Raw genomic sequence first — 24,387 nt, 5'->3', positions numbered from 1 at the left:
GGGGATGGATGATCGCATGCCGATATTGAGCTCGTAGAAGGACAGTCACCACCCCATTCAAAGACAACGATGGCGGATCGATCCACTGAAACATTGACCGGTTCGCTGGGGCCACAAGAACGAACGGTTCGGTTGCCGTCGGGCGAGGTCTGCGAAGTCCCGAGCGGGTGGGAATTGTTACCGCCAGGCGATGCGGGCGTGACTCGCCGCGTCAAAGCCGCGGGGCCGACCTGGACGGTCAAGGAGAAAAAAGGCCGGCGAGAGTTTTCGCAGGGGCTCTGGGCGGATTCCAAGCAGATCGCGGATGCCAAGGCATCGATGGAAGCGACTCGGTCAACGGCCGGCTACGCGAAGAAACAGGCGGCCGCGAAAAAGCGGCGAGACGAGAAGCAGGGCGAGTACGTGGAGGATTTCTTCCAAGCCGTCTGTGATTTTCTAAAATTTGCACCGGATTACTCCGCCGTTGCCAAGCATCTCGCCAAGGCGGTGACCGAGCACGCGACACCGGTCGGCAGCGGCACCGTCGCTCGAACCGAACGGATTCCGATCGAGCGGCGAGCCGAATCCGCCGTCATCGCTTGGATGCGTCATCAAACAACGGCTTACGACAACATGAAAATCGAACGTGTCAAAGGCCGCCGCCGAGAAGTTCGTCGCGAGCTGGCCGCGAAATCTCGCGAACTGCTGCAGAAGTATCGTTCCGGCGAGGAAAACGCGATGGTCGGTTGCCCGTTGGCCAAGGCGCTGCGGGGATAGTTTCGCGGCAGAGTTTCGTCACGCGGTTTCACAGAGCAGTTTCACGGGTGATTGCGCGCGGTTGTGAAGTGGATACAAAAAATTGGCGTTGTCGTTGAAGGGACTGCCGATCTAAAAGCATAGATGGTCGACGGATGTTTTCTGTCGCAGCCGAGGCGAGCAAACCTTTCCGTTCGCGTTCCCTTCGTTTGCCCCGTTTGAGGTGGCATTGAATATGAAAACCCAATTCAACTTTAGCGTCCGTTTGATTCTTGTCGGTGCCGCCGTGTTGGCATCGGGAGTCTTCTCCCCCAACAGTGCCATGGCCCAAGCCAATACCCAACGCGGTGCAACTTGGGGCGGCATCACCGGTGCGATCGCAGGTGCGATCATCGGAGACAACAACGGCGAAGCGGGTGCCGGAGCCGCCATCGGTGGCGCCGTCGGCGCGGTCGCTGGTGGGGTGCTGGGCAACGCGAAAGACAAAGAGCTGCGAGCTCAGCAGTACTACGGGCAATCCACCTACGCCCAGACCACTCCCGCTTACACACCGGCTCCGGTTCCCGCCGGGGCAGTTTCGTTCAACGATGTTGTTGCGATGTGCCGCAGCGGTGTCAGCGAAGGTGTGGTGCTGAATCAAATCGCATCCCGCGGTGTTCAGCGACGCCCTGTCGTTTCAGACATCATCACGTTGCACCAACAAGGCGTCAGCGAAGTGGTGATCTCAGCGATGCAGAACGCTCCCGTCGGTGACCAGGTCATCGTCCGAGCACCGGCGGTGGTCGAAACGCCAGTGTATGTGCCCGCGCCACGTGTGTACGTTCAGCCGGCGCCTGTTTACAGGGCTCGTCCGGTTTACCGTGCACCACCTCGTCATGGTCACAGCAGCGGATTTCATATCCACTACGGCCGCTGATCCGAGGCGGTTTCGGGCCGACTCTTAACCGGGGAGGGCCATGCAATCCGAATCCCTGCCCGGCCCTCACCCTCGCGTGCGCCTGAACGGCGTCGCTCGACCTCTCCACAAACTTCGTTTCAGGAGCGGTTGTTGCGGGAACCCAACCAAACACGATACCAGGAACAACGCGGGGCTTAGAACAACGCGGTGGCGTCGCCGGTGGAGTCAACTTGCCAAGGCGTCCAGAGAATGACGGGATCGCCGATCTTCAGGTCGCTTTTTCGCGGTGGGATCGTCACCGTTTCGAGCTCCAGGTTTTCGATGTCGAATTCCTGTCCGAGCTGATCGATCTCGTGACGCAGTTCGTCTTCGAGTTCTTGCATGTCGATGTGCAGTTGCTCCAACGCCGCTTCAGCGCGTTTGACATCGCCGCGTTGTTGAGCGGCGCGTGACGCGCCGCGTGCTGCCGTCGACATCTTGGAAACGTTCGTTCGGCTGGCAATCTTGCGTCCCATGAACGCACCAATCAGCGAGGTGCCGAAGGACAGAATGGAAGACATCTTGGCGGATTCGTATTGCCCTTCTTCACGGGCAATTCGCTCCTCTGCCGTTCGCATTTTGCTTTCGAGTGACTTCATCTTGGAGCCGTATTTGTCACGCAGTTTTTCCGTTTGCAAGTCGCGTTCTTCACGAGCGGCTTGTTGGAAGTGCAGTCGTGCTTCGACTTCATTGGCCCCTGCGGGGGCGTACTCACCCAGGGCGGGGCTTTTGAAAAGCTCCATGGGATGATGTCGGTAGAGATAGTCTTTCAATCGCTTTTGAATCGACTTCAGCTTGCTGGCTCCCCGAAGGTCGTCGGGCAAATCGGTGAAGTCGAAACCTTCTTCTGGATCGGACACCCATTCGGCATCGACATCCAAAGGTTCGCTGGATTCCCAAACGTCCTCTGGAACTCCCTGGCCGCATCGCAAGACTCGGCGGGCGTCGACCCATTCGTCCACCCCGGCGCTGCTGCGGACGAAGTGCATGGAGCCTTCCCCCAGTAGCGCCGCTCGGTAAACACGGCGACCCTCGCCGCTGGGGTACCGGGTCGGAACCAGGAACGCTTCGCCGATTCCGGTTGGCAAGACCGGGCGGCTGGGCGAGGAGACTTCGTTGGAAACGGATTCGTGTTCGCCAGCTTGTTCAGCCGCGAGTTCCGCTTTGCGGTCCGCCATCAACATGGCGATTTGGTCGCGAGCCAAAGGGCCGGCCAGGAACGACATCGCCCAGCGGGTTTGGAACACGGTCGGGCCATCGTCATGAACGTTGTTCATCAGGAACACGCGGCTGCCCAGTGACGCGAGCAATTGTTCCATCTCAGCCTTGTTGAACGGTTTGCCGGATTGAGCGGCGGCGCCTTCCAGCCCATCCAGCACCCGAGCTTTGTCGCGTTCGGTCTGCAATCGGCCGAGGAACCAGGTGCCGATGTTGGACAAGCCTTTGTAGTCCAGGTCGACTGGGTTCTGAGTCGCAAGTGTGACGCCCAGTCCAAACGCCCGGGCTTGTTTGAGCAAGGTCAGCATCGGCGGTTTGGAGGGCGGGTTGGCGACCGGTGGGAAGTAACCGGCAACCTCGTCCATGTACAGCATCGCTCGCAGTGAACTGGTGCCGCTTTGCGTTCGCATCCAGGAGACGATTTCGTTGAGCAAGATCGTGACGAAGAACATGCGTTCTTGATCGCCGAGGTGTGCGATCGACAGGATCGAGAGTTTGGGTTTGCCCTCTTTGGTGTACAGCAGGTCGGGGATCGAAAGCGATTCCCCTTCCAGCCACGACGAGAACGCGGGCGAGGCCAACAGATTGTTGAGCGTCATCGCCAGCTTGGCTCGTTCGCTGGGCGGCATGAAGGTGTCGAGGTCGAGCACACCGACTCGGGTGATTGGCGGTGCGGAGATCAAGCCGATCAAATCACCAATCGTGACACCGCGTCCGTCCCGCCAACAATGCTCCAAGATCGAGCTGATCAAAATGTGTTCGCGGGAAAGCAGCGGGTCGGCTTCCATTCCCAGCAGCGTCAGCAATCCCGAGGCAGCACCCGTGACACGTTCTCGCATCGCGTCGGTGTCGGAGAGGACCTCCGGGGGTGGCGCGTCAAAGCTCTTCAGGACGGTCAGTGGAATCCCGGTGTTGCTGCCGGGGGTGTAGATCGCGACGTCGGCGGCGGCTTTGAATCGGGCGACGCGGTCGGTGGATTGCCCCCAGGAGGCCAAGCCGTTTTTCCACGTCTCTGCCGTTTTCGCAGCGTACTCCTCCAGCGTCATGCCTTTGCGAGACGCTTCGCCTTGTTCCAACCACGGCAGGAAATCATCAGGTTTCATGTCGGGGAAGGCGAGCATCAGGTTCGCCAAATCCCCTTTGGGGTCGATGCAAATCGCCGGGATGCCGTCGATCGCGGCTTCTTCCAACAACGACAGGCACAACCCGGTTTTTCCGCTGCCGGTCATGCCCACGCACATCGCATGCGTGCACAGGTCCTTCGCATCGTAGAGCAGCAAATTGTCGAGTGCTTTGCCGTTTGCGAGATCGTACTCGCGTCCCAAATAGAACGTGGCCAGCTTTTCAAACACGTCGGGAGACGGTGTGGCGGATGTTTGAGAGGGAGAAGATGAAGGCATGCGACGAATCATGTTGCGAGCAGACGAGTGGATTCCAAGCGGTTGGTAACATACAACGTTCGGCAGTTTCAATCATCGGTGGCACTCCAACTCAACCTGATCCATGCTCGATCTGCACGACAAAATTGAAGAAGCCTGCACAGAAATCCGTCGTCACACCCGCGACACACCGCGCGTTGGCATCATCCTGGGGACCGGACTGGGAGGTTTGGTCGAGGACATCGAAGTCGAAGCCTCGCTGGATTACTCGGAGGTGCCGCACTTTCTGAAGTCGACCGCAACCAGCCACGCGGGACGCTTGATTATCGGCCGGATGGGCGGCGTGCCTGTGTTGGCGATGGAGGGTCGTTTCCACTTCTATGAAGGTTATGACTTGAAGGACATCACGTTGCCGGTGCGTGTCTTCAAGGCGATGGGAGCCGAGTTGCTGGTCGTCAGCAATGCCTGCGGGGGGATGAACCCCTATTTCAACAACGGCGACATCATGGTGATCGAGGACCAGATCAACTTGATGGGCGGCAATCCCTTGATCGGGATCAACGACGACCGCTTGGGGCCACGTTTTCCCGATATGTGCGAACCCTACGACCAAACTTGGATCGACCGCACGTTGGCCATCGCTCGACGCAATGATATCTATCCTCACAAAGGTGTTTTTGTGGCCGTGGCGGGACCATGCTTGGAAACACGCGCTGAATATCGCTACCTCCGTCAGATCGGTGCCGATGTGGTTGGAATGAGTACCGTTCCGGAAACGATCGTCGCCGTGCACGCCGGAATGAAAGTGGTTGGATTGAGTGTGATCACCGACATGTGTTTACCGGACGCTCTGAAACCGGCTGATGTGTCTGAGATCATTGCGACAGCAAATGCCGCCGAACCGAAGTTGCGAACCATCGTTCGAGGCATCGTCGAAGAGTGCGGCGAAGTTCGGATCGCTTGATCGATTCAGTCGCGATGGGGTGATCGTGACGGGTGCCAAGGTGGTGTGGCGAAAGATACAATCGTTCAGGCACCCCCCCATTCTTTTCTGAAAGCCCGTCTCGAGGATTGATCTATGTCTGAGTTGTTGGAACAAGTCGGTCGACAAATGACACCCGAGCGAATCTCAAGCCTGAGTCGATCGCTGGGTGCGGATGAGTCTGCGGTTCGCAATGCGGTCAGTGCCGCGTTGCCAACCTTGCTGGGCGCGGTGACGCGTCAAGCCGACGATCCCACTCAAACGGCTCAACTGCATCACGCGTTGGAGCGTGATCATGACGGTTCGGTGCTGGATCATTTAGGCGGATTGTTTGGATCCGATGATGCAACGCAAAATTCGGGCGTGACGTCCAAGACCACCGCTGGCGGCGCGATCTTGGATCACATCCTGGGCAACAAGAAAGAACGCGTCGAACATGGTGTGAGCGCCGCGAGCGGACTTTCGATGGGACAATCCACCAAGTTGATGATGATGTTGGCGCCGGTCCTGATGGGCGTGCTAGGACAGCAGCGAAAGTCCAAAGGTTTGTCGCCCGATGGCCTGGGTGACATGCTTCGGCAAGAAAAGGCGTCGGTTCAGCAATCGGCCGATGGTGGAAGCATGTTGGGCCGGATGTTTGACCAAGACGGCGACGGCGACTTTGACATGATGGATGTCGTCCAGTTCGGCATGGGGCGGTTGTTCGGTCGCAAGTGAGGAAGGACACGTTCCATTTCTGTCTCATCCGGCGGAAGCGTACGCTGCACCTCTCCTGAAACGAGGCTGTGGGGGGAACTTGGTCGTTGACCATCGGCCTCAATGGACGCAGCTTCCCAACGGGATGAGCGAGGCGCTACTCAGCTTGCTTCATCGACTCGAAGCGGTCGATTTGCAGGTGCAGGTGCCATTGGCCCGGATCATCCAAGAGGCTGGTTCGTTCCAGCTGCAGGGCTTGGGTGATTTCGCCCCTTTGAGCCAAGATTTCAGCGAGTGTGTCTCGGTACACGGCGCTGTCCGGTTCCATCGCAACGGCTTGGCGTGACAGATCGAGCGCGTCATCCAATCGCGAATGGTTGCGAACGGCACACCAAGCCACATTGTTGGCGGCGGTCGCATCGAGCGGGAATTGACGCATGTGCTGCTGGCCCGCGTCCACGATTCGGTTGAGCCATTCGTCGGCCAATTCCGTCATGCCCAACTGCTTGATTCGTGGCAGCATCAATTCCGCGGAGTGGATGTCGATGGGTTCCAAGCGAAGCAGCAACTCAAAGAGACGCTTGACTTCTTGTTGTTCCTCGGAGGTCAATTGCTGCTGATCGGACTGAAGAATCAGTTCCAATTGATTCCTCAAGATCAACTGGGGCAGAGTGACGTAGTTGATTTCTTGATAGTCCGAGGCGGCCAAGGTTCCCGCGAAACCGAGGTCGTACCAGCAGATGGCTCGCTGGCGTTTTTCAATGACGGTGGATGGCAAGCGTTCCAGTTCCGCTTCGGCAGCGTTGCCTTCGTCGGGAGAGGTGGCCGTGGTGCGTCGCAAAACAAACCGGTTGTAGGCCCGGGCGATGTCCATCAAGGCCAGCGTTTCGTCCGATTCGAAGGCTGTGACCAGCAGCAGCGATTGATAGAGATCTTCGGCCAGATCCCACATGCCCGCGCCAGCCAACGCGTCCGCCATTTTTTGTCGCATGTCGGTCGATGGGGAAGCTGCCATGACCCGCAGTTGTTCTCCAAGTTGATCGGCCAGTGGTTGATCGCCATCACGCTGGGCGAACAAGAATTGCTGCAGGACGATCTCGAAGCCGATCATCGCGTCATCGCGAAGTCCCGAATTCAAAACCGTTTGCGGTTCGCTGGTCAGTTCTTGCCAGATGCTTTCGAAGTCTTCCGGGGTGGGAGCATGCCATTCATCACGATGTCGATCGGTGAGCAAGTTCAGTTGAGCCTGCAAGTCGCCGTTGTTCGCTTGGCCGCGAACGATCGCGCGGACGAGGTCGGGGCGTCCGTGTGCTTCAAAGAGCAGTTTCCATTGTTCGGACGACGGGATATCCGATTCGGACAAGGTGTACTCATCCACTTTGGTGCGTAGTTGGAGATCGCTTTCGGATTCCCCCGAACGAAGGTGCTCGCCAAGCAAATCGATCCATTCACGATGTCGACGCACGTCTTTCGGCTCGGCTCTCGCGATCTCGCAGGCTGTGAGGAAACATTGCTCGGTGGACCAGTCCGGGCGATGTTGAAAGAGAAACCAGTTCAGGTAATACAGGAGTTCTTCGCTGGTTGGATCCACCACCCGCGAAACCAGCCGGAGTGACAAACGCGACAGGAGGCTGGGTTTTTCTGGTGCAGCCAGTTCGAAGATCCAGTCCGTTTTCGCGGTGGCAGCCAACGTTGCCAAAACGAAGTGCCGCGTCAGGACCGATTCGCGACCGGGGCTGGCTTTGACATACAGCCGTGAATCGGAGAGTTGCGTTGCGATCCGGTAGGCGATGTCGTTCCGCCCCACGTCGATTGCCACGCGCATCAACGCGAGGCAATCCAAGACTTTGTCTTGGGGGGCGACATCCGAACCAGAGGTCAGTTCCTTTTCCGGGACACTGCGTTGTTGACCGATGGCTTCATCGAGCCATTGTTCCAGGTGTGTGTCCAGTTGCTCTGCGTCGAAGCCCAGCAACTGCAAACCACGTGCATGCCGAGAGGTCTTGATTGCAACTGAGGCTGCCTCACGCGGGGATTGTTTTTCCAGGATGTCGATCGCCGTGTCGACTTCGCCGTGGATCAACAACGATCGCCAACGCAGCGTTTCGTAGGATGGTGACAAGCTTTTCGAGTTGTCTCGTGTCAAGGCTTGGATGGCTTCTTGACGCAGTGAGGTGTTGCCGGATCGTGTCGCGGCGATCAACGTGTCGGACCAATGTCGAATGGCTTCGTCGCGCGCATTCAGTTTGCTGACGGGCGTTCCTTTTTGAGCCGATTGTTCGAGCCGCTTGGCTGCTTGAGAGGATTCTTCGGCGATCGCATTCCAATCGGATATCACCATCCGAACGACTCGATTGAGTGAGTGCCGTGAAGAGTTCGTTTCGTCGGTGCCGGCCAGATTTTGCTGGGCAAGTTCGTCGTGTTGTTGGGCGATTTCAGTGGCGGCGTCGTGGTTGCCTCGCAGCAAGTGCATCACGCACAAGGCTTCGGCGCGTTGGTCCTCACGCCAGTTTTCAGCGGACGCGGGAAGTGTGGGCGAATCGCCTGGACGTCGAATCAGGTCGTCGCGACACAATGCCATTTTCTTGTTGGCGGATGCCAAGTTGAGAAACGCGATCAAGTCGGGCAACGAATCCTGCAGGATCGCGATTCGAGCGTAGATCGGGTAACGAGATTCCACGACCAACGAGACTCGCGCGAGAATCGCTTCGTATTCAATTGTCCCGGAGGCCTCTTCGATCGCCACCGTGGCGGCATTGAAGCGACCCGCTTCGAGCAACACTTCGATTGCTTCGGCGGGAGTGACCTTCGCGAGGACGTTCACCAGTTTCGTCGGTGTGTCAGTGAGAATTCCTCGCTGCCATTGCGATTGGACCCAACGAGCACGGTCTGCAATTTCGGGATCGGGATGGCGAGTGGCCTGGATCACATCGGATCGCCATTGATCGCGGTCGCTCCACCATCGCAGGGTGGTCTGGACTCGATCATCAAATTCGGATGCGGCCAGCATCTCTGTTTGGGGCGAGGGCATGTCCGGAGTGGACGGTTCTTGGTCAACACTCCAGGCAAGCTGAACGGGAGTCATGCAGGCGATGAAGCACCCGGCAACGATTGCGAACGCTAGCTTGGTACTCAAGGTGATGGTCACTGCGAAGTGTTGGGGGTGTATCGGGTTTCAATCCACTCTGCGATCCGTTGAACGTCGGCACCCTCAACATTTTGCAACGAACGCAAAATGCTCACCGCGTCCGCGCGGACCTCGGGAGTGGATTTGGAGGCGATCGACTCGTAGACGGCCTGAGCGGCTTGCCCGGTTTCGGATTCCATCGGCAATTGAAACGCGGCCAAGGCTTGAGAGACCACAAACGGAACTTCGTTGAGCGGGTAGGTGTAGTTGCGGGCTCCACGGCGCGCGATCAGTTGGTCGGCGCTCGCTTCGACCACCAACAGCGAAATCGCGTCGGTCACGTTGAACTCGTTGCCCGCGTTCAGATTCGCCATCGCTCGAGAAACGCCGCCGCGGTAGTACGTCGCCAGGTCGGTGATTTGGTAAACGGTTTCGGCACGCGTCACTTGTTCCTCGTTTGCCGCGGCTTTCTCAGCGGTTTCCGCCAAGGTCTTCATCGTTGACCAATCGGATTGGCGGATTGCGTTTTCTGCGGCGGTGATGGCGGTTTCGCCTGCCTGAATGCTTTCTGGCGTCGCTTCAGGAGGTGTCTCTGGTGTCATTCCCATCGGTGGGGATGGATCTGGGGGGGATGTCTCGGGGGTGGGCTGCATCCCTTCGGGCTGCATGCCGGATGTGGCTGGGGACATGCCGCCAACGCCTGGTTGGGGACCACTGGGTTGCATGTTGTCGGTTGCGTCGGCTTGCATCCCCATCCCGGGAGTCGGCCCAGCATCAGGGATGGAAGCGTCGGGCATCGAATCAGGATTGGACAAGAAATTGCCCAACGAGTCCCCCGAGGCAGCTTGACCGGCGCCCGGTCGTTTCATGATTCCGTCGCTGGATGGTTTGCCTTGCCGAGCTGGTTCGGCTCGATCGACCACCGTCGATTGAGATTGTCCGGGGCGATTCGCGTTGTCGTTCTTGGTTCGGATCGTGATGCCATCGTTGCTGCGAACGACTTGGACTTCGCCTGGTCCCCAGAAGAAGAACGCGGCCAAGAATCCAACGATGACAAACCCCAGCAACAGGAATCCGCCCATCAACCAACCGCCGGAACTCTGGCGGCGACGCGCACGAGCAGCGGACGGCGATCGAGATTGCACGACCAGTGGTGCTGGGGATGGGTTGGGCGAAGAAGCGGTCGTCGTCGAAAGGTTGCCAAGGTCTGTAGCCGGGGCCGGCCCCGGAGTGACGCGCACCTGATCGACCGCGGGGGCGCTTGAAACTGGTCCACCAACAACGGAGGCTTCCACGACTTCCGCGATCACAGGTTCGGTGGCGGGCGCTGGAGCGGGAGCGCTGGTCGGAGCAGTCGGTTGTGGCGTCGCAGCGCTCGGCGAAGGGCTGGTCGGCAGCAATGCAGCCAAAGGATCCACCACCGGTGCCGCGGGCGCGGAGTTTGGAGTGGTGTTGGCTGCGGGGGCCGAAGTGGAGGCGTCCATCGAGACGATGCCGAACCGGGCGTCCAGTTTGGCTTTCTTCTTGGGATCGGTTAGCGTCCGCTGAGCGGTTTGCAAGACCTGAGCCGCCCGGGACCAGGTTTCAGGCGCCGTCGCGGGTTTGGCTGTTTTCAGCTGGTTGATTCGCTGCGCGATGGCTTCGTGAATCGTGGCAGCATTGGACTCCCCCGGATTCAGCCCAAAGACTTGGTAAGCATGCGGCGACGTGACGTGCTCGGGCAATTCCAGCAGTTCGTGAATGGTCTTCCCCGTCATGCCGTCATCCAAAAGTCCAATGTATTGCGAATCATCATCAGCAATTGATCGTAGACACCGCGTGGGCACCACCGGATCATTCTAGCTGATGAGGGGGGAAACTCCCAAACGGGCTTTTGCGAGTCACTTCCACGCGAAAAAGAACCCCGGTTTCGTTTGAAAACCGTGTTTTTCACTGTTGAAGGATCTTTCAAATCGAGCAGGGAAAGTTGGGCTGACCAAGGAAAATTCGGGTCAATCCGAGCAAGCCCCTGGCTTCGCCACGGTTGGTTGTCCAGTCGTTGCGATTTCAAATGGGACAAGCTGATGGCTCAATGGATCATTTTCTTGCCCCATGGGATCTTGGACATGTGGAAACACTTCATCGTCGGCACCGTCGTTTTTGTGGTGGCTCTTTCCACGTCTAGCAATGGGATCCAGGGGCAGGAGCCCGCGGAGCAGAACGTCGAGGCGGATGCGACGCAGTTCCCCAGCGAGATCGTCGATCGGCTTTTCGAAATGGCCGTCAGTGACCCATCGAACTCGATCCGTCGCAACGCGTTGATCGCCTGTGCTCAGCTGCCGAACGAATTCGATCGGTTCCGGTTGGCTCGTTGAGCAAGAGTGGCAGCCGATGTTGATGAGTCCCGCATCCGCGGATGTCGATCATGATGGAATCATCACGGTCGAAGAGTACGCCGCGTACCTTGCTCGCCGTTCGCGGCGTTAGCCGTTCGCAGCCCAATCGGTCGAAGAGATGATGCGAAAGCCGCTCCGACTGACGACTGGGGCGACTGACTGCCTGGTCTTGGTGTGGCACGAACCAGTGCTGCCTTCATCCAAACGAATGGGGCAGCACAAACGTTGTCAGCCGTTGACCTGTTTTTGCCTTAGAACTGGAGGAACATCGCTGGCAGTTCGCGAACCAATCCTGGTCGCGAGCCGGGGGGATTTTGTGCCGGGCGTTCTTGAACGACGGGACGCTTCGGTGGTTGAGTTTTTGATGTCAAATGCCGCGGCAGACCAGGTTGAACGCGATTCCAATTTTGGAAGGCTTGTTGCAACCGCATGGTGACTTGTTGTTGCAAGTGATTGGCTTCGCGTCGCAGGGAGGCCTCGATCGACGGCAGTTGATTCAGTTCGCTGCTCAAGTTGGCAGTGCCACTGGGGGCTTTGATTTCTAGCTTCAATTCTTTCAGGACTGGTTGAAGCACTTTGTCGGCAAGCTTCTCAAGTGGCTTCAAGACGACGCCGAGGACCTTGCCCGGTTTTTCCAAGATTTCGCGAATGCTGAAGGAAACGGTCTTCTTCGAGAACGGGATTTTGATCGAGAGTTTTTTGCCCAGCGTCCTTTGCAATTTGGCGGCGGTCTTTTCCGCGGGAGCGAGTTTCTTTTCGAACTTGCTGAGCGATTGGTCCATGGTCATGAAGGCGCGGACGGGATCGTTCCATTTGGTCAGGTGGTTGCCCACTCGGTCGACCGACTGACGTGTTTCGGTGAGTGTGTTGGAGATCGATCGAACGGTTGGCCGGGCCAGTCGCGAGGTTGCATCGAAGGCGACCGCTCCACCGGGGATCGAGTTGGCACGTGCGGCGTTGGTTTGTAAATCGCGTCGCCAGACCGAGATCGTCTTGCGGTAGCTCGCCAGTTTGGCTTCGCCACCGAGGATCGATTGTTCCAGTTCACGCAGGTTTTCTTTGGCTGGACGCAGGACTTCTTTCTCCATTCGGTCCGTTTTCTTTCGCAACGCATGAATCTGTTCTTGGACGCGTTGCAGATTCTTGCGAAGCGTGCGAGCGATGGTGCGAACCTTCGGGACCGATGTGTAGGGTTTGAGATTGTCGATCAGCTTGATCAACCGCTCGTCGGTGGCCTTGATCGCTTTGGTTGCGTCGACGGCATGATTCACCCCGTCACGAGCTGTTTTGACCTGGTGTCGGAGTTGAGTGAGGCGGTTTTGGAGCGTTTGGCACTCCCTTTCGATCCGAGCCAAGTCACTGTCGATGGCTCGCGTTTCGGGCATGTTGCTGGGGATGGAAGAGGCGTTCAAGGTGGTCGTCGCAAGAGCGAGCAGGAACGGAATCGATAGGATGATGGCGGGTTTCATCGGTCTTCTCGCTTGGGAGGGGGGCGATTTGAATGGCGGTTGGATGCCGGATTGGGTTGTCGGGAGTACCTGCGAGGTGGACGTCGAAATCCCCTCAACAAAAAGCGGGAAAACGTGGGTGACCGGCTTTGCTACACTGTGTGTCCCTCCCCCACTTCTATTTCCTGCCTTGTGGAAGACTCTGTCCCATGCGGAATCATCCGCTGAGATGCACTGAATTCCTGACGATCTGTGCGTTGACGGTTTTGTCGGTCGCTTCGACACCCGCCTCCGAACCCGATGGAACCGCTGCGGACGCGTTGACGAAAACGTCCGTTTCGCTGGAATCTGTTTTGCAAACTCACTGCGTGAAGTGTCATGCCGCGGGGGAGGAACCAGCCGGCGAGATGGCTTTGACGGAAATCAACCACGGCAACGTGGCGGAGGATCTGGATCGATTGCAAAGCCTGGTCGATGTGTTGGACTTGGAGGAAATGCCACCGGAGGATGAGCCGGAATTGCCAGCAGAAATCCGCCAGGAATTGCTCGCCAAGTTGCAAGCGACCCTGCACGATGCAGTTGCCGCGACCAAGCAATATCCGCGCACGCCGATCCGACGGATGAATCGGTTTCAGTACAACAACGCGGTGGTGGATCTGTTTGATTTGAAATGCATCGTGTTCACGTTGCCGGAACGCATGCTGCGAGAACACCGGGGATACTTTCAACCGGCCTCGGGAAAAATGCCCGACGAATTGTTGGCGGGCAGTCGGCCGCTGGGGAAGTCACAGTTGATCGAGCCTCGGCTGGCGGGCGTCGCGGCGTTCCCTCAAGACTTGCGAGCCGAACATGGTTACGACAACCAAGCCGATCACTTGTCGTTGTCGCCGCTGTTGATGGAGTCGTTTTTGAAGCTCGGGCAATCGATCACCGAGAGCCCTGATTTCGAACCCAAGAATGTTGGTGTGTGGAGGTCGTTCTTTGCGGCGCCAGCTGCCGAGGCGGATCTTGATCGGGTGGTTCGAAAGCGGTTGAAGCCCTTTTTGACGCGTGCGTTTCGACGTCCGGTCGGTGATGCGTTGTTGAACCGTTATTGCCAGTTCGTGAGTCGGAATCTCGAGCAGGGAACCGACTTTCCCGTCGCCATGAAGGCGGTTGCGGCGGCGACAATTTCGTCGCCCCGCTTTCTTTATCTGTATGACACATCGGGCGAGACGCAAACGGCTTCCCCAGTGGATGACTATGAACTCGCCTCTCGCTTGTCCTTCTTCCTCTGGGGCAGCATTCCGGATCCAACGTTGCTGGCCCTGGCTGCCGAAGGACGTCTGCATCAGCCGGACGTTTTGACCGAACAATTCGAACGCATGATTCGCGATCGGAAACTCAAACGTTTTTGCGACAGCTTCCCTTCGCAGTGGTTGCAACTCGAACGCATCATTTCATCGGTGCCCAATCCCGATGAGTTCCCGCAATTCTATTTCTTGAAGTACCGGGACAGCATGCACATGATGCTGGAACCGTTGTTGCTGTTTGAGACGGTCTTGATTGAAAACCAACCGATCACCCAATTGATCGATTCTGATTTCACGTATCGATCCGATCTGTTGGAGGATGCCTACGGCGAGTTGGCGACCGATTCCGAGCGAAAGGGCGGAGCGGTGCAAGCCATCCGGTTTCGTCGATTGCCGATCGAGGATCGACGCACCGGCGGCGTGATCACAAACGCGGGCGTGATGACCATGACATCGGGGCCAGAACGCACCCAGCCGATCACCCGAGGGGCTTGGTTGGCGGGAGTGATTTTCAACAACCCGCCCGAGCCACCTCCCGCGGATGTGCCTGCCTTGGGCGAAAAGCCGGCGGAGGGCGAAGAGCATTTGACGCTTCGGGAACGGCTGTCCATGCACCGGAAACGGTCCGACTGCAAAGGCTGTCACGAACAGATCGACCCCTTGGGATTCGCACTGGAGAACTTCAATCCCATCGGTGTTTGGCGAGATCAATACGAGAACGGTCGCGAGGTCGATATGGCGGGAACACTGCTTCGCAAGCATCGTTTCGAAAATGTGATCGAGTTCAAGGATGCCTTGTTGGCGGAGAAGGATCGGTTCACCGAGGCCCTGGCGGGGCATCTACTAAGTTTCGCGTTGGCTCGGCCTTTGAGTGCTGCCGACCGAGTCGCGTTGGATGAGATCACGGCGACCGTCGCCGCAGACGAATACAAAATGCACACCTTGCTTCGGCAAGTTGTTTTGAGCGAACCCTTTCAAACCAAATCATTCCCGCAAGTTGCGAGCAATCCAGGGCCATGATTCGTACCACTCGACGTCGTTTCCTTCGCGGGCTGGGCGGAGCTTCTTTGGCGTTGCCTTGGATGCCCAGCATTGCCATGGCGGGGCAGGCCAACAACGTGCCGCTGCGTATGGCTCATTTTTATGTGCCCATCGGAGTCGTCCGGCGCGGGTTCTTTCCGGGTGAGTCCGAGGATGTGATCCCCAAAGGCAATCTCGGCAACGTGATGAAGTCGTTGGGGAAACAAAACCCGTTCGCCAGCGACGAACCGCTGGATCGATTGACGCCGACGCTGGAACCTTTGGAGCCCTTCAAGCACAAGGTCAATCTGATCACGGGGATGGACCGGACGTTTCAGCAAGGGACCGATGTGCACGCGCAGTGTGCGTCGTGTTACTTGAGCAGCGCGGTGCCGTACACGGTGGAAGGGACGGCTTGGCCGCTCGATCGAACGCTGGACCATTTGGTGGCGGATGCCATCGGGACTGAAACACCCTTTCCAACGCTGGAGTTCAGTTGCAATAGCCACCGTGACAACAAAGAGTCGATCTACTTCGACAACATCTCGTGGTATGGCACCGGGCACTTGGCGCCGTCCATTCGCGACCCTCGCAAAATGTATCATCGGCTGTTCTCGACCCAGGAGATCGATCGCTACCGAGACGTGACGGATTTGGTCCTCGAGGACGCCCGCGATTTGAAGATGCACTTGGGATACGAAGACCGTCACAAGTTCGCCGAGTACTTCGATTCGATTCGATCGATCGAGACGCAGATGGATCGACTGGAGAAAATGAAGTCCCAACTCTCTCGCGTGCAGTTGGACGAGCCGCCCGAAGCCTACTTGCCGCGCGGAGAGTACATCCGCTTGATGGGTGATCTGATGGTGGTGGCTCTGCAAACGGGGTTGACCAACGTGGCGACTTTCATGGTGGGTCCTGAGCGATGGGACACGCCGTTCAAGTACGAAAGCTTGTTCGACAAGCCTCGCAGTCACCATCAAATGTCCCACAATCAAACCAAAATGATTGATGATTTGTTGAAGGTCGATCGCTTCCACATGGAGCAATATGTTTCTCTGCTGGAGAAGATGGATTCTATCGAGCAGGCCGATGGTTCCACGCTGCTTGACAACACTTTGTTCACTTATGGATCGGGTTTGGGAGACGGGTCAACGCATCAATACAACGACTTGCCGATCGTTGTTGCCGGTGGTGGAAAACGGGTCGCATCTGGACGCCATATCAACCTGCCTGAGGGAACACCGCTCGCCAACCTGTGGTTGACGCAAGCTCGTTTGTTGGGGATCCCCATGCCCCGTTTCGCCGACAGCACTGGAACGATCGATGCGTTGATGGCGGCGCGGACGTAGCCCAATCGAACCGAGGTGGGGTTTGCGAGCCTTGGGGTTGGACCGCGAGGCAGTTAACCCGCATTCGCTCGGGACGCCGGTTTTATGCTTGAAGGTTGGGAGCGGCATGCAATGCGTCCCAAGTGACTCCGGGGACATCGGTTTTATGAAGGAGGCTTTTCTCGTTCCCGGGCTCTGCCTGGGAACGCAATGCACTGCAGGCTCCGCCTGCTGCGGCAGGATCGGGAGGCGGAGCCTCCAAGACAGTGTGTTCCCAGGCAGAGCCTGGGAACAAGGAAAATTCCTTGCTCGGCTGTCGTTGCGTCAAGACGCTGGTTACAGCGAGGCGGTGGTGAACGAGCTGTCCATGGGGACGGATTGGCTGGGGAGGCACAGCCAATCGGTGATCACGACTCGTTGCACCAGCGGTTCATCCAGGTGTTGCAGGACGACGTCCATCAGTCGCTCGCGAATTTCTTTTTGGGCGGGGTCGTTCAGCCATGTGGCTTCGACTTGTCGCAGCATTTGTTCGGCGGCTTCGGTGATGGGAAGCTGGTTCAGCTTCAAACGCTCTTCACCACGAAAACGGCGGGATGGGTCCACGATCGCGTGCAATTGAAATTGAAACGTACTGTTTGGCACGTTGGGATTCTGGAATCGCAAGTGCCCAATTTCGATTGCTGAACTCTGCATGTTGCTCAGCCGGGCCACGCGACTGCGAACATAGCCAATCACGGCAGCGTGGATCGCTACCATGAGCAGGATGATCACAGGGGCCCAAAAACGACGCAGCAGTTGCACAGGATTGCTCGAGAAAGTGAAGTCGAAGCGAATGCGGAGCCCAAAACAGTTGTCAGTGGGTTCCGCCGAAGCCTAGGTTGCAAAAAACGGGCGGGCAAACGAATCCGTGTGTTTTTGCTGCGATCGGGCGTTCCCGCGGTGTGCTGGGGCTCTCGCGGTGAGGGCACAAAATTTTGATGACTCGAAAAACTCAGGTTGGAACGCGTCCTCGGCGTCCAAACAGGCTCTGGTCAAGTGACAGGCGAACGACACAACGTCGCAGTGGGTGGCTGCCTTCTGATTGGATCCCCGATTTCGTCTATCACCGAGATGCAAATTGTTTGACACTTCGCCTCGGTTCTTTCCTGTCGTTGAAACTCGCTCTCCAAAAAGCAATTGACTGTGCCCGCTGTGGACTCGAAACGGAAAATTCGTGAGGTCTGGATCTTCACCAGCCCCAAGGCGGGGAGCGGTGCGGGACGCGGAGAAATTTTGCGTTTGATCGAGCTGTGTCGCGCCGGCGGCCTGACTTGTCGCCGGATCGACAACTTGGTCGAACTTGCCGAGCGAGTGGGCGAGGCCGATTCACTGCCGGACGACGTGGCCGTGGTCGGGGCCGGGGGCGATGGGACTCTGGCGCTGCTGGCGGGGAAGTTGCCACCAGGCAGTGCCTTGATCCCGATGCCGATGGGCACCGAAAATTTATTGGCTCGTTACTACCGGTATTCGCGGCGTGCCGAGGACGTGTTGGCGACGATTCGTCAGGGAGACGCGATGAGGGTCGACGCCGGCCGAGCCAACGGAAGGTTGTTTCTGGTGATGGTCACGGCGGGCTTCGACGCAGAGGTCGTGCGGGCGATGCATTTGACACGTCGCGGTCACATCAATCGTTTCAGCTACGCCGGGCCGCTTTGGCGAGCCATTCGTCGGTACGCGTTTCCTGTGATTGATGCGGAGATGGAACAGGCGATGCCGGTTTCGGCTCCAGAGAAGATCGGCGTCGGCACAAAGGGACGAACAACGTCTTCGGGGGCACTTGAGCGGAAGCAAACGGTTCGGACCAGCGGTTGTTGGATGATGGCTTTCAATTTGCCTTGTTACGCGGCCTCGCTGCCCATTGAACCTGAAGCCAATGGAAACGACGGGCAATTGGATCTGATCAACCTGGCTTACGGTTCCGTGATCGCTGGTCTGCGGTATTTGATGGCGTTGCCGGGCGGTCGCCATTTGAAGCGTTCCGATGTCTTTCGCTACCAAGCGACCAAGATCATTTGGTCCAGTCTTTCGCGAGTGCCGTATCAGGTCGATGGGGATTACGCTGGGAGACTGCCGGTTCAGATTGAAGTGTTGCCCGACCACGTGACATTGCTCCGGGCTGCCAATTGACGGTTGATTTTGTCAGTCCGATTGGCAATGAATCCGGCAAACGCCAAGATGAAATGAAGCGATTCCATTGCCTGCCTGATTCGAAAGAACAGTCGATCGGCTGGTGATGGTTCGATTGTTTCCGATCCGCCCGACCTGCATGGCCCGCGAACCGATGCCCGAAACTCCGAAGATTCAACCCGTTTCAATTCGCGACTACGTGTGTGGCCCGGGAGAACCACTGTTGGTCATCGCTGGACCGTGCGTGTTGCAGTCGCGTGAATTGGCGCTCCAAATCGGCGAGGAATTGGCTCGGATCAACCAGCGTCCCGACGTTCAGGTGATCTTCAAAGCTTCGTTCGACAAAGCCAACCGGACCAGTTTGGCATCGCAGCGCGGCCCGGGGATCGAACAAGGACTCGGGCTTTTGGAGGCGGTTCGGGCGAACACAGGATTGCCGGTGACGACCGACATTCATTTGCCGGAGCAGGCCGCGATGGTGGGCGAGGTTTGCGATTTGCTACAGATCCCGGCTTTTTTGGCGCGTCAGACGGATTTGTTGGTCGCCGCGGCGGGCACGGGGCGTCCTGTGAACGTCAAAAAGGGCCAATTCATGTCGCCGGGAGACATGCGGTACGTGATCGACAAATTGCGAGGGTCCGGCGATGGCGGCGTGATGGCTTGCGAGCGGGGCACGTTTTTCGGTTACGGGCGGTTGGTCAACGACATGCAGTCGATTCCGATCATGCGGTCGTTGGGAGTCCCCGTCGTTTTTGATGCGACTCACAGTGTCCAGCAACCGGGTGGCTTGGGCGGGGCGACGGGCGGAAATCGGGAAATGGTTGAACCATTGGCTCGCGCGGCCGTAGCCATCGGGTGTGACGCTCTCTTTTTCGAGACGCACCCCGACCCAGAAACGTCGCCGAGTGACGGGCCAAACATGATCCCGCTGGACGAATTCGCGGGAACGTTGGACCGCTTGTTGCGATTGCGAGAGACGGTCGACAGCCTCGATGGCTGACCGGCATCTGCGATGCAACGTTTCGAAATGCTGTTCTTTTCTTCGCCGCTCTGTTTGTTCCCGCCGTGCTCCACTTCGCCAAACAAACCATGACGTTCGCTTCTTCGCCCGCTTCGGTTCTGGCCTGGATGGCATCTGCCGCGGTGTTGCTGGCCGGATGCACCGACGACTCGGAAACCGTTCGTCGGATTCAAACCCAGCGTCAGGTCGCACTGCAACAACAGTCCCAGCAGGATCACCTTGGGGAAACCGTTTCGCTGCTCAGTCAGTTCGTGGGGTTGAACGAGGAAAAAGCCAGTCGGCAAATTTCCTATCACTTGAACCAGTGGTCCCAGAATCAATCCAGCGACGATGGTTCGGGCGAGATTCCCGAGTTGGCGTCCACGCTGACGGATGTCATTCCAGAGGAAAACCTGCGGGCGGAAATCCTTCGAGAAGAGTTTCAACCGACTGATGTGACCGTGTTGCGGGACGCCTATTTGTTTCGTCACGCCGTGCAGTGGATGGACGATCCCATTCGCGAAGACCCTTTGCTGGTCGATTGGTTGAAGGGATTGTCGGCAGAGATTGGCGAGGACGCAGCCGCTCAACTTCGAACCGCCTGCCGGTTGTTCGACTGGACGATTCGCAACATCGCCGCGGAGCCGCTCGACAGTTCAGAAGGGGTGCCTCCGCAAATCCCGCGACCAGCCCTGCCGTTCGGCATGAAGCTGGAGGGACCCGGCTATCGGCAAACGCTTTATCAAACCATTTGGCGAGGTCGCGGTGACCCGATACAGCGTGCCAATGTCTTCACGGCTTTGTGCGAGCAGGCCGGCGTTCGAGCCGCCGTGCTGGCTTTGCAGTCGGATGAAGACGGTTCGTTGACACCGTGGTCGGTGGGCGTTTTGGCGGGAGATCAGATTTATCTGTTTGAAACGGAATTGGGATTGCCGATTCCGGGGCCGGACCAAGTTGGCATTGCGACCTTGGAACAGGCTCGCAAAGAACCGACCGTGATGCGTCGCTTGGATGTGGCCGGTTACTTCGACTACCCACTCTCGCGGACCGATGTGCAGCAGAGTGTGGCTCTGCTGAACGCCCGAATCGAAGCCATTTCACCACGGATGAAGAAACTGCAAAACGGTCTGACGGGTGATCGTCGGATGACACTGTCGATGGACGTGGACGCCGTGGCAAAGCAGTTGGACGCGATTCCCGGGATTGCCGGGGTGCGGATTTGGTCCCTTCCGTTGTTGAGCCAGATTTATCAAGCCGAGGCGGAACGGATGGTCGAGCGAGACCCATTGTTCTCGTTTTGGTACCTGTCCCGCTGGGCGGTGTTGGATGGGGAAGACGACATGGCTCGCAACCTTTCCAGCGGACGTTGGCAGCACCTGACCGGGCATTTCTCGGACGATGATATCGAAGGCGTCAAAGGGGCCCGGACTCGGTACTTGGAACAGCGTGCTCCCGAGTTTGAGATTGAAGACTTGCGAATCAACGTCGACTTGCAGAAACGCTACGGTCTGCGACGCGGGCTGGGGATTGAGAGTTCTCAGTACGATCAACAACTGCAGCAGATTCAAATGTTCATGCGATTGGGGAAACGCACGGCCACTCATTGGCTGGCGTTGGTTCAGTACGATGATGGGCGATTCGACACGGCGGCCAATTGGTTCGGGAAACGAGTCTTGGACGAAGACCAGATGTCGATGTGGGAAGATTCCGCTCGTTACAACTTCGCCCGTGCCAAAGAACACGCGAAAGACTGGGACGAAGTCGAGGAGTTGCTGAAATCGGAGCGGACTTACAGCGAGCATGGCAATCGGCTGCGAGCAAGATTGATCGCGAAGACATTTCAAGAGTGACTTCGACGAGGTGCGGTGATACAATGGCCCCTGTCGGCTTTGGGGCGGAATACTCTTCCGTCCTCCCACCTTGGGCCGTCCCTGCCACCCTCCCTCCCGCCAGCAAGCGATCCGACGATGCTCGTCCGCCAATCACGTCGAGACCAGCGGTCTTTTGATGCGCGCCGCCTTTCGGCCATCCGTTCGTTCTGCGCTTGGAATCTGAGTCTCTGTCTCGCTGCATCACTGGTCTTTTCGGGCGGTGCGAACGCCGATGAACTCGACTTCTTTGAAGCCAAAGTTCGACCATTGCTGATCGAGCGCTGCTACGAATGTCATTCCAGTGAATCCGGCGAATCGATGGGAGACTATCGACTGGATTCTGCCCCTGCGATGAAGGCGGGTGGATCACGGGGGGCATCGATCGTCCCTGGCGACGCGGACGCAAGTGTGTTGGTGCGAGCGATCAGCTACGAAGAATCCGGGTTGGAGATGCCACCGGATGAAAAACTCAGTGGCGAAGAAATTGCGATCCTGAAACACTGGATTGAATCCGGGGCAGTCGATCCACGCGAAGAGGAGCATTCGGTCGCCGAGTCGCTTTCGCCTCTCGAGCGAGATGTCAATTCGCATTGGGCGTTTGTTCCCCCGACACGTGTGAGTGGCGAGGAGTTGCGTGCAAGCCAAGTTGCCACGGATGCAAACTCACGCGATTTGATGGATGACCTTTCGGCGAAGCACGCCGGCGAACTGGGGATTTCTGTCAACGAGATGGCGGATCGGGACACGTTGCTGCGACGGTTGCATTTTGATTTGTCCGGTTTGCCACCGACGTACGAGGAACTTCAGTCGTTTCGTGAGGATCGTCGTCCCGATGCCTTTCAGCGTCGTGTGAATCAGATGCTGGCAGACCCACGGATGAGCGAGCGGATGGGGCGGCATTGGTTGGACGTTGCTCGGTACGCCGACACCATTGGATACACCACCGCGGGCAAAGAACGCACGATCAAAGGATCGCATCGATACCGAGATTGGGTGCTGAAAGCGTTTGCCGAAGACATGCCATTTGATGAGATGGTGCGTCATCAATTGGCGGGTGATCGAACCGATCCCAAGAACGAAAACGGCAACGCCGACGCGATGGGATTCATCACCATTGGTCGGAAGTTTTTATCAAACGATGACACCTTGGACGATCGCATCGATGTGATCACGCGAGGATTGTTGGGGCTGACCGTTTCGTGTGCTCGTTGTCACGATCACAAATTCGATCCGATCCCCACGATGGATTACTACTCGCTTTACAACGTGCTCAACAACAGTGTGCCACCGGAGGACTTGGACGCGGCGCCGAGTCCATTGATGTTGGTGGATCGAGACAAACTACGGGGGCAGCAGATTTACATTCGTGGTCAGCGTGGGAACCGTGGCGAAGAAGCACCGCGTCAGTACTTGACCGCGTTTCGCAAAGCGGAGGAACCGCAGTTTGAGGCGGGCAGTGGCCGACTGGATCTGGCCATGAAAGTCATTTCTCCCGAGAATCCGTTGACCGCTCGCGTCTATGTCAATCGCATGTGGGGGCATTTGATCGGACGGCCGCTGGTCGATTCACCCAGTGATTTCGGGTTTCGGACCCCCGCTCCAGCGATCCCCGGGGTGCTCGATGACCTAGCCGTGGACTTTCAAACGCACTGGAGCACCCAGCGTTTGATTCGCCGCATTTTGTCCACTCGAATTTATCAGCAGTCATCCGCCGTCAGTGCGGAAGCTTTGGCCCGTGATCCGACCAACACCGCACTCGCAAGAGCGGAACGACGTCGGCGTGAATTCGAGTCCTTGCGCGACAGCATCTTGGTGGGGGCGAATCTGATGGATTGCCGGTATGGAGGTGAGTCGGTCGAGATCACATCGCCGACCGTCACGCCTCGCCGGACGTTGTACGCGATGATCAATCGCCAAAACCTGCCGGGATTGTTTCGCACGTTTGACTTTGCAAGTCCGGACATGCATTCGCCGGAACGCTACGAAACCACGGTTCCGCAGCAAGCTCTGTTTTTGCTGAATCATCCCCAGCTGGCTTCGGCTGCCTTGGCGACGGCACGTGACGTCCGGCGTGCCAGTTCCGGCGAGTCCGCGAAACAAGTGACCGAACTGTTTCAGCGTTTGTTGCAGCGAGAGCCCACGGCCTCGGAGTTGGAGCAAGCGGTCTCGTTTGTCTCATCAGCTGAGTTGCCACCTTTGGTCGAGGCGGACCCGCGTGAGTTGTGGACGTATGGGACGGCAACCTGGAAAGACGACCAGCTTGAAGGGTTCACGGCCTTCCCGACTTTCGAAAAGAACGGCTGGCAGATTGAGAGCGAGTATCCCAGTCCGGGATCCTTCACCTACGCACGGCTGACCAACGAGGGCGGGCATCCCGGCCATGGCGACAACGGTGCCGTGGTGCGTCGTTGGAGGAGTCCCGTGGATGGCGTCGTCAAAGTTATCGGGATGGTCGGCCACCGGGCGAAAGAAGGTGATGGGATTCAGGCGGTGATTCGGATCGCTGGTGAGGTCGTGTTTGACGAAAAACAATTCAGCAGCAATCGACCTCTGCCAGCCAGGAAACGAAAGATCCGCAAAGGCGAATTCGTCGAATTCATCGCTCACAGCGGTCCGACGTTGAGCCACGATAGTTTCTTTTGGCGATCGAAGATTTCAGCGACGGCGAATGATGGGGCTGTCGTCGAAGCCAACTCCGTTGACGATTTCAGTGGCCCCTTTGAAAAGACCGAACTGCCTCACTTGGATCGCCTGGCTCAATTGGCCCAGGTGTTGTTCCTCACCAACGAATTCGCATTCGTGGATTGAAT

The 24,387-nt window shown here is 57.7% G+C and carries 16 protein-coding genes; 11 read left to right on the top strand and 5 right to left on the bottom strand.

Annotated features, from left to right (window positions below; genetic code table 11):
* The first annotated feature begins 69 nt into the window (after positions 1–69).
* Positions 70–756 carry a DUF2293 domain-containing protein gene (locus tag RISK_RS17335; protein ID WP_047815555.1) on the top strand — a complete coding sequence of 229 codons (687 nt, stop codon included), beginning with the start codon at positions 70–72 and terminating at the stop codon, positions 754–756.
* Between the two features lie 214 nt (positions 757–970).
* A complete protein-coding gene (locus RISK_RS17330; protein WP_236696406.1) occupies positions 971–1,651 on the top strand; it encodes a glycine zipper domain-containing protein in 681 nt (226 codons plus the stop codon).
* A 176-nt stretch (positions 1,652–1,827) separates the two neighbouring features.
* Here RISK_RS17330 and RISK_RS17325 read toward each other — a convergent pair whose 3' ends face one another.
* On the bottom strand, positions 1,828–4,290 hold the full coding sequence (locus RISK_RS17325; protein ID WP_047815553.1) for an ATP-binding protein: 2,463 nt from the start codon (positions 4,288–4,290) through the stop codon (positions 1,828–1,830).
* 103 nt (positions 4,291–4,393) lie between these two features.
* Between RISK_RS17325 and RISK_RS17320 the strand changes: the two genes are divergently transcribed.
* Both RISK_RS17320 and RISK_RS17315 read left to right on the top strand, forming a co-directional pair.
* Positions 4,394–5,233, top strand: coding sequence for a purine-nucleoside phosphorylase (locus RISK_RS17320; protein WP_047815552.1), 840 nt, complete (start codon positions 4,394–4,396; stop codon positions 5,231–5,233).
* Between the two features lie 114 nt (positions 5,234–5,347).
* Positions 5,348–5,968 (top strand): DUF937 domain-containing protein, encoded by a 621-nt coding sequence (locus tag RISK_RS17315; protein WP_047815551.1) that lies wholly within the window; start codon positions 5,348–5,350, stop codon positions 5,966–5,968.
* 136 nt (positions 5,969–6,104) lie between these two features.
* Here RISK_RS17315 and RISK_RS17310 read toward each other — a convergent pair whose 3' ends face one another.
* On the bottom strand, positions 6,105–9,083 hold the full coding sequence (locus RISK_RS17310) for a GlcNAc transferase (protein ID WP_236696394.1): 2,979 nt from the start codon (positions 9,081–9,083) through the stop codon (positions 6,105–6,107).
* An 8-nt stretch (positions 9,084–9,091) separates the two neighbouring features.
* Complete coding sequence (locus RISK_RS17305; RefSeq protein ID WP_047815549.1) at positions 9,092–10,831, bottom strand: hypothetical protein; 1,740 nt, start codon at positions 10,829–10,831, stop codon at positions 9,092–9,094.
* A gap of 306 nt (positions 10,832–11,137) precedes the next feature.
* Here RISK_RS17305 and RISK_RS17300 point away from each other — a divergent pair, with 306 nt between their 5' ends.
* Entirely contained in the window at positions 11,138–11,428 is a 291-nt protein-coding gene (locus RISK_RS17300; protein ID WP_150122607.1) for a hypothetical protein, read from the top strand.
* A gap of 272 nt (positions 11,429–11,700) precedes the next feature.
* Here the strand turns inward: RISK_RS17300 and RISK_RS17295 are convergent, their stop codons facing one another.
* Complete coding sequence (locus RISK_RS17295; RefSeq protein WP_047815547.1) at positions 11,701–12,918, bottom strand: AAA family ATPase; 1,218 nt, start codon at positions 12,916–12,918, stop codon at positions 11,701–11,703.
* 188 nt (positions 12,919–13,106) lie between these two features.
* Here RISK_RS17295 and RISK_RS17290 point away from each other — a divergent pair, with 188 nt between their 5' ends.
* Positions 13,107–15,209, top strand: coding sequence for a DUF1592 domain-containing protein (locus RISK_RS17290; protein WP_047815546.1), 2,103 nt, complete (start codon positions 13,107–13,109; stop codon positions 15,207–15,209).
* Entirely contained in the window at positions 15,206–16,561 is a 1,356-nt protein-coding gene (locus RISK_RS17285; RefSeq protein WP_047815545.1) for a DUF1552 domain-containing protein, read from the top strand. The genes RISK_RS17290 and RISK_RS17285 overlap by 4 nt, the downstream gene beginning before the upstream one ends.
* Before the next feature lie 315 nt (positions 16,562–16,876).
* On the opposite strand, the gene RISK_RS17280 is transcribed toward RISK_RS17285, so the two are convergent.
* Complete coding sequence (locus tag RISK_RS17280; RefSeq protein ID WP_047815619.1) at positions 16,877–17,296, bottom strand: hypothetical protein; 420 nt, start codon at positions 17,294–17,296, stop codon at positions 16,877–16,879.
* Positions 17,297–17,722: 426 nt separating this feature from the next.
* On the opposite strand from RISK_RS17280, the gene RISK_RS17275 reads away from it, so the two are divergent.
* The 4 genes from RISK_RS17275 to RISK_RS17260 all read left to right on the top strand — a co-directional run bounded on the left by RISK_RS17275 (position 17,723) and on the right by RISK_RS17260 (position 24,385).
* Positions 17,723–18,706, top strand: a complete 984-nt coding sequence (locus tag RISK_RS17275; protein WP_047815618.1) for a diacylglycerol/lipid kinase family protein — start codon at positions 17,723–17,725, stop codon at positions 18,704–18,706.
* 139 nt (positions 18,707–18,845) lie between these two features.
* Complete coding sequence (kdsA, locus tag RISK_RS17270) at positions 18,846–19,706, top strand: 3-deoxy-8-phosphooctulonate synthase (protein WP_047815617.1); 861 nt, start codon at positions 18,846–18,848, stop codon at positions 19,704–19,706.
* 89 nt (positions 19,707–19,795) lie between these two features.
* Positions 19,796–21,556, top strand: a complete 1,761-nt coding sequence (locus tag RISK_RS17265; RefSeq protein ID WP_236696393.1) for a CDC27 family protein — start codon at positions 19,796–19,798, stop codon at positions 21,554–21,556.
* Positions 21,557–21,673: 117 nt separating this feature from the next.
* Positions 21,674–24,385 carry a PSD1 and planctomycete cytochrome C domain-containing protein gene (locus RISK_RS17260; protein WP_047815543.1) on the top strand — a complete coding sequence of 904 codons (2,712 nt, stop codon included), beginning with the start codon at positions 21,674–21,676 and terminating at the stop codon, positions 24,383–24,385.
* Positions 24,386–24,387 lie beyond the last annotated feature (2 nt).

This window comes from Rhodopirellula islandica, from assembly GCF_001027925.1.
GTDB lineage: Bacteria > Planctomycetota > Planctomycetia > Pirellulales > Pirellulaceae > Rhodopirellula > Rhodopirellula islandica.
The sequence above is the reverse complement of the archived record's forward strand: the minus strand, read 5'-3'. Positions and strand labels throughout refer to the sequence as shown.

What these genes read in the sequence shown, in the direction of transcription:
- RISK_RS17335 (WP_047815555.1), top strand. Translation starts at nt 70, where the DNA reads ATGGCGGATCGATCCACTGAAACATTGACCGGTTCGCTGGGGCCACAA.
- RISK_RS17330 (WP_236696406.1), top strand. Translation starts at nt 971, where the DNA reads ATGAAAACCCAATTCAACTTTAGCGTCCGTTTGATTCTTGTCGGTGCC.
- RISK_RS17325 (WP_047815553.1), bottom strand. Translation starts at nt 4,290, where the DNA reads ATGCCTTCATCTTCTCCCTCTCAAACATCCGCCACACCGTCTCCCGAC.
- RISK_RS17320 (WP_047815552.1), top strand. Translation starts at nt 4,394, where the DNA reads ATGCTCGATCTGCACGACAAAATTGAAGAAGCCTGCACAGAAATCCGT.
- RISK_RS17315 (WP_047815551.1), top strand. Translation starts at nt 5,348, where the DNA reads ATGTCTGAGTTGTTGGAACAAGTCGGTCGACAAATGACACCCGAGCGA.
- RISK_RS17305 (WP_047815549.1), bottom strand. Translation starts at nt 10,831, where the DNA reads ATGACGGGGAAGACCATTCACGAACTGCTGGAATTGCCCGAGCACGTC.
- RISK_RS17300 (WP_150122607.1), top strand. Translation starts at nt 11,138, where the DNA reads ATGGCTCAATGGATCATTTTCTTGCCCCATGGGATCTTGGACATGTGG.
- RISK_RS17295 (WP_047815547.1), bottom strand. Translation starts at nt 12,918, where the DNA reads ATGAAACCCGCCATCATCCTATCGATTCCGTTCCTGCTCGCTCTTGCG.
- RISK_RS17290 (WP_047815546.1), top strand. Translation starts at nt 13,107, where the DNA reads ATGCGGAATCATCCGCTGAGATGCACTGAATTCCTGACGATCTGTGCG.
- RISK_RS17285 (WP_047815545.1), top strand. Translation starts at nt 15,206, where the DNA reads ATGATTCGTACCACTCGACGTCGTTTCCTTCGCGGGCTGGGCGGAGCT.
- RISK_RS17280 (WP_047815619.1), bottom strand. Translation starts at nt 17,296, where the DNA reads ATGGTAGCGATCCACGCTGCCGTGATTGGCTATGTTCGCAGTCGCGTG.
- kdsA (WP_047815617.1), top strand. Translation starts at nt 18,846, where the DNA reads ATGGCCCGCGAACCGATGCCCGAAACTCCGAAGATTCAACCCGTTTCA.
- RISK_RS17265 (WP_236696393.1), top strand. Translation starts at nt 19,796, where the DNA reads ATGACGTTCGCTTCTTCGCCCGCTTCGGTTCTGGCCTGGATGGCATCT.
- RISK_RS17260 (WP_047815543.1), top strand. Translation starts at nt 21,674, where the DNA reads ATGCTCGTCCGCCAATCACGTCGAGACCAGCGGTCTTTTGATGCGCGC.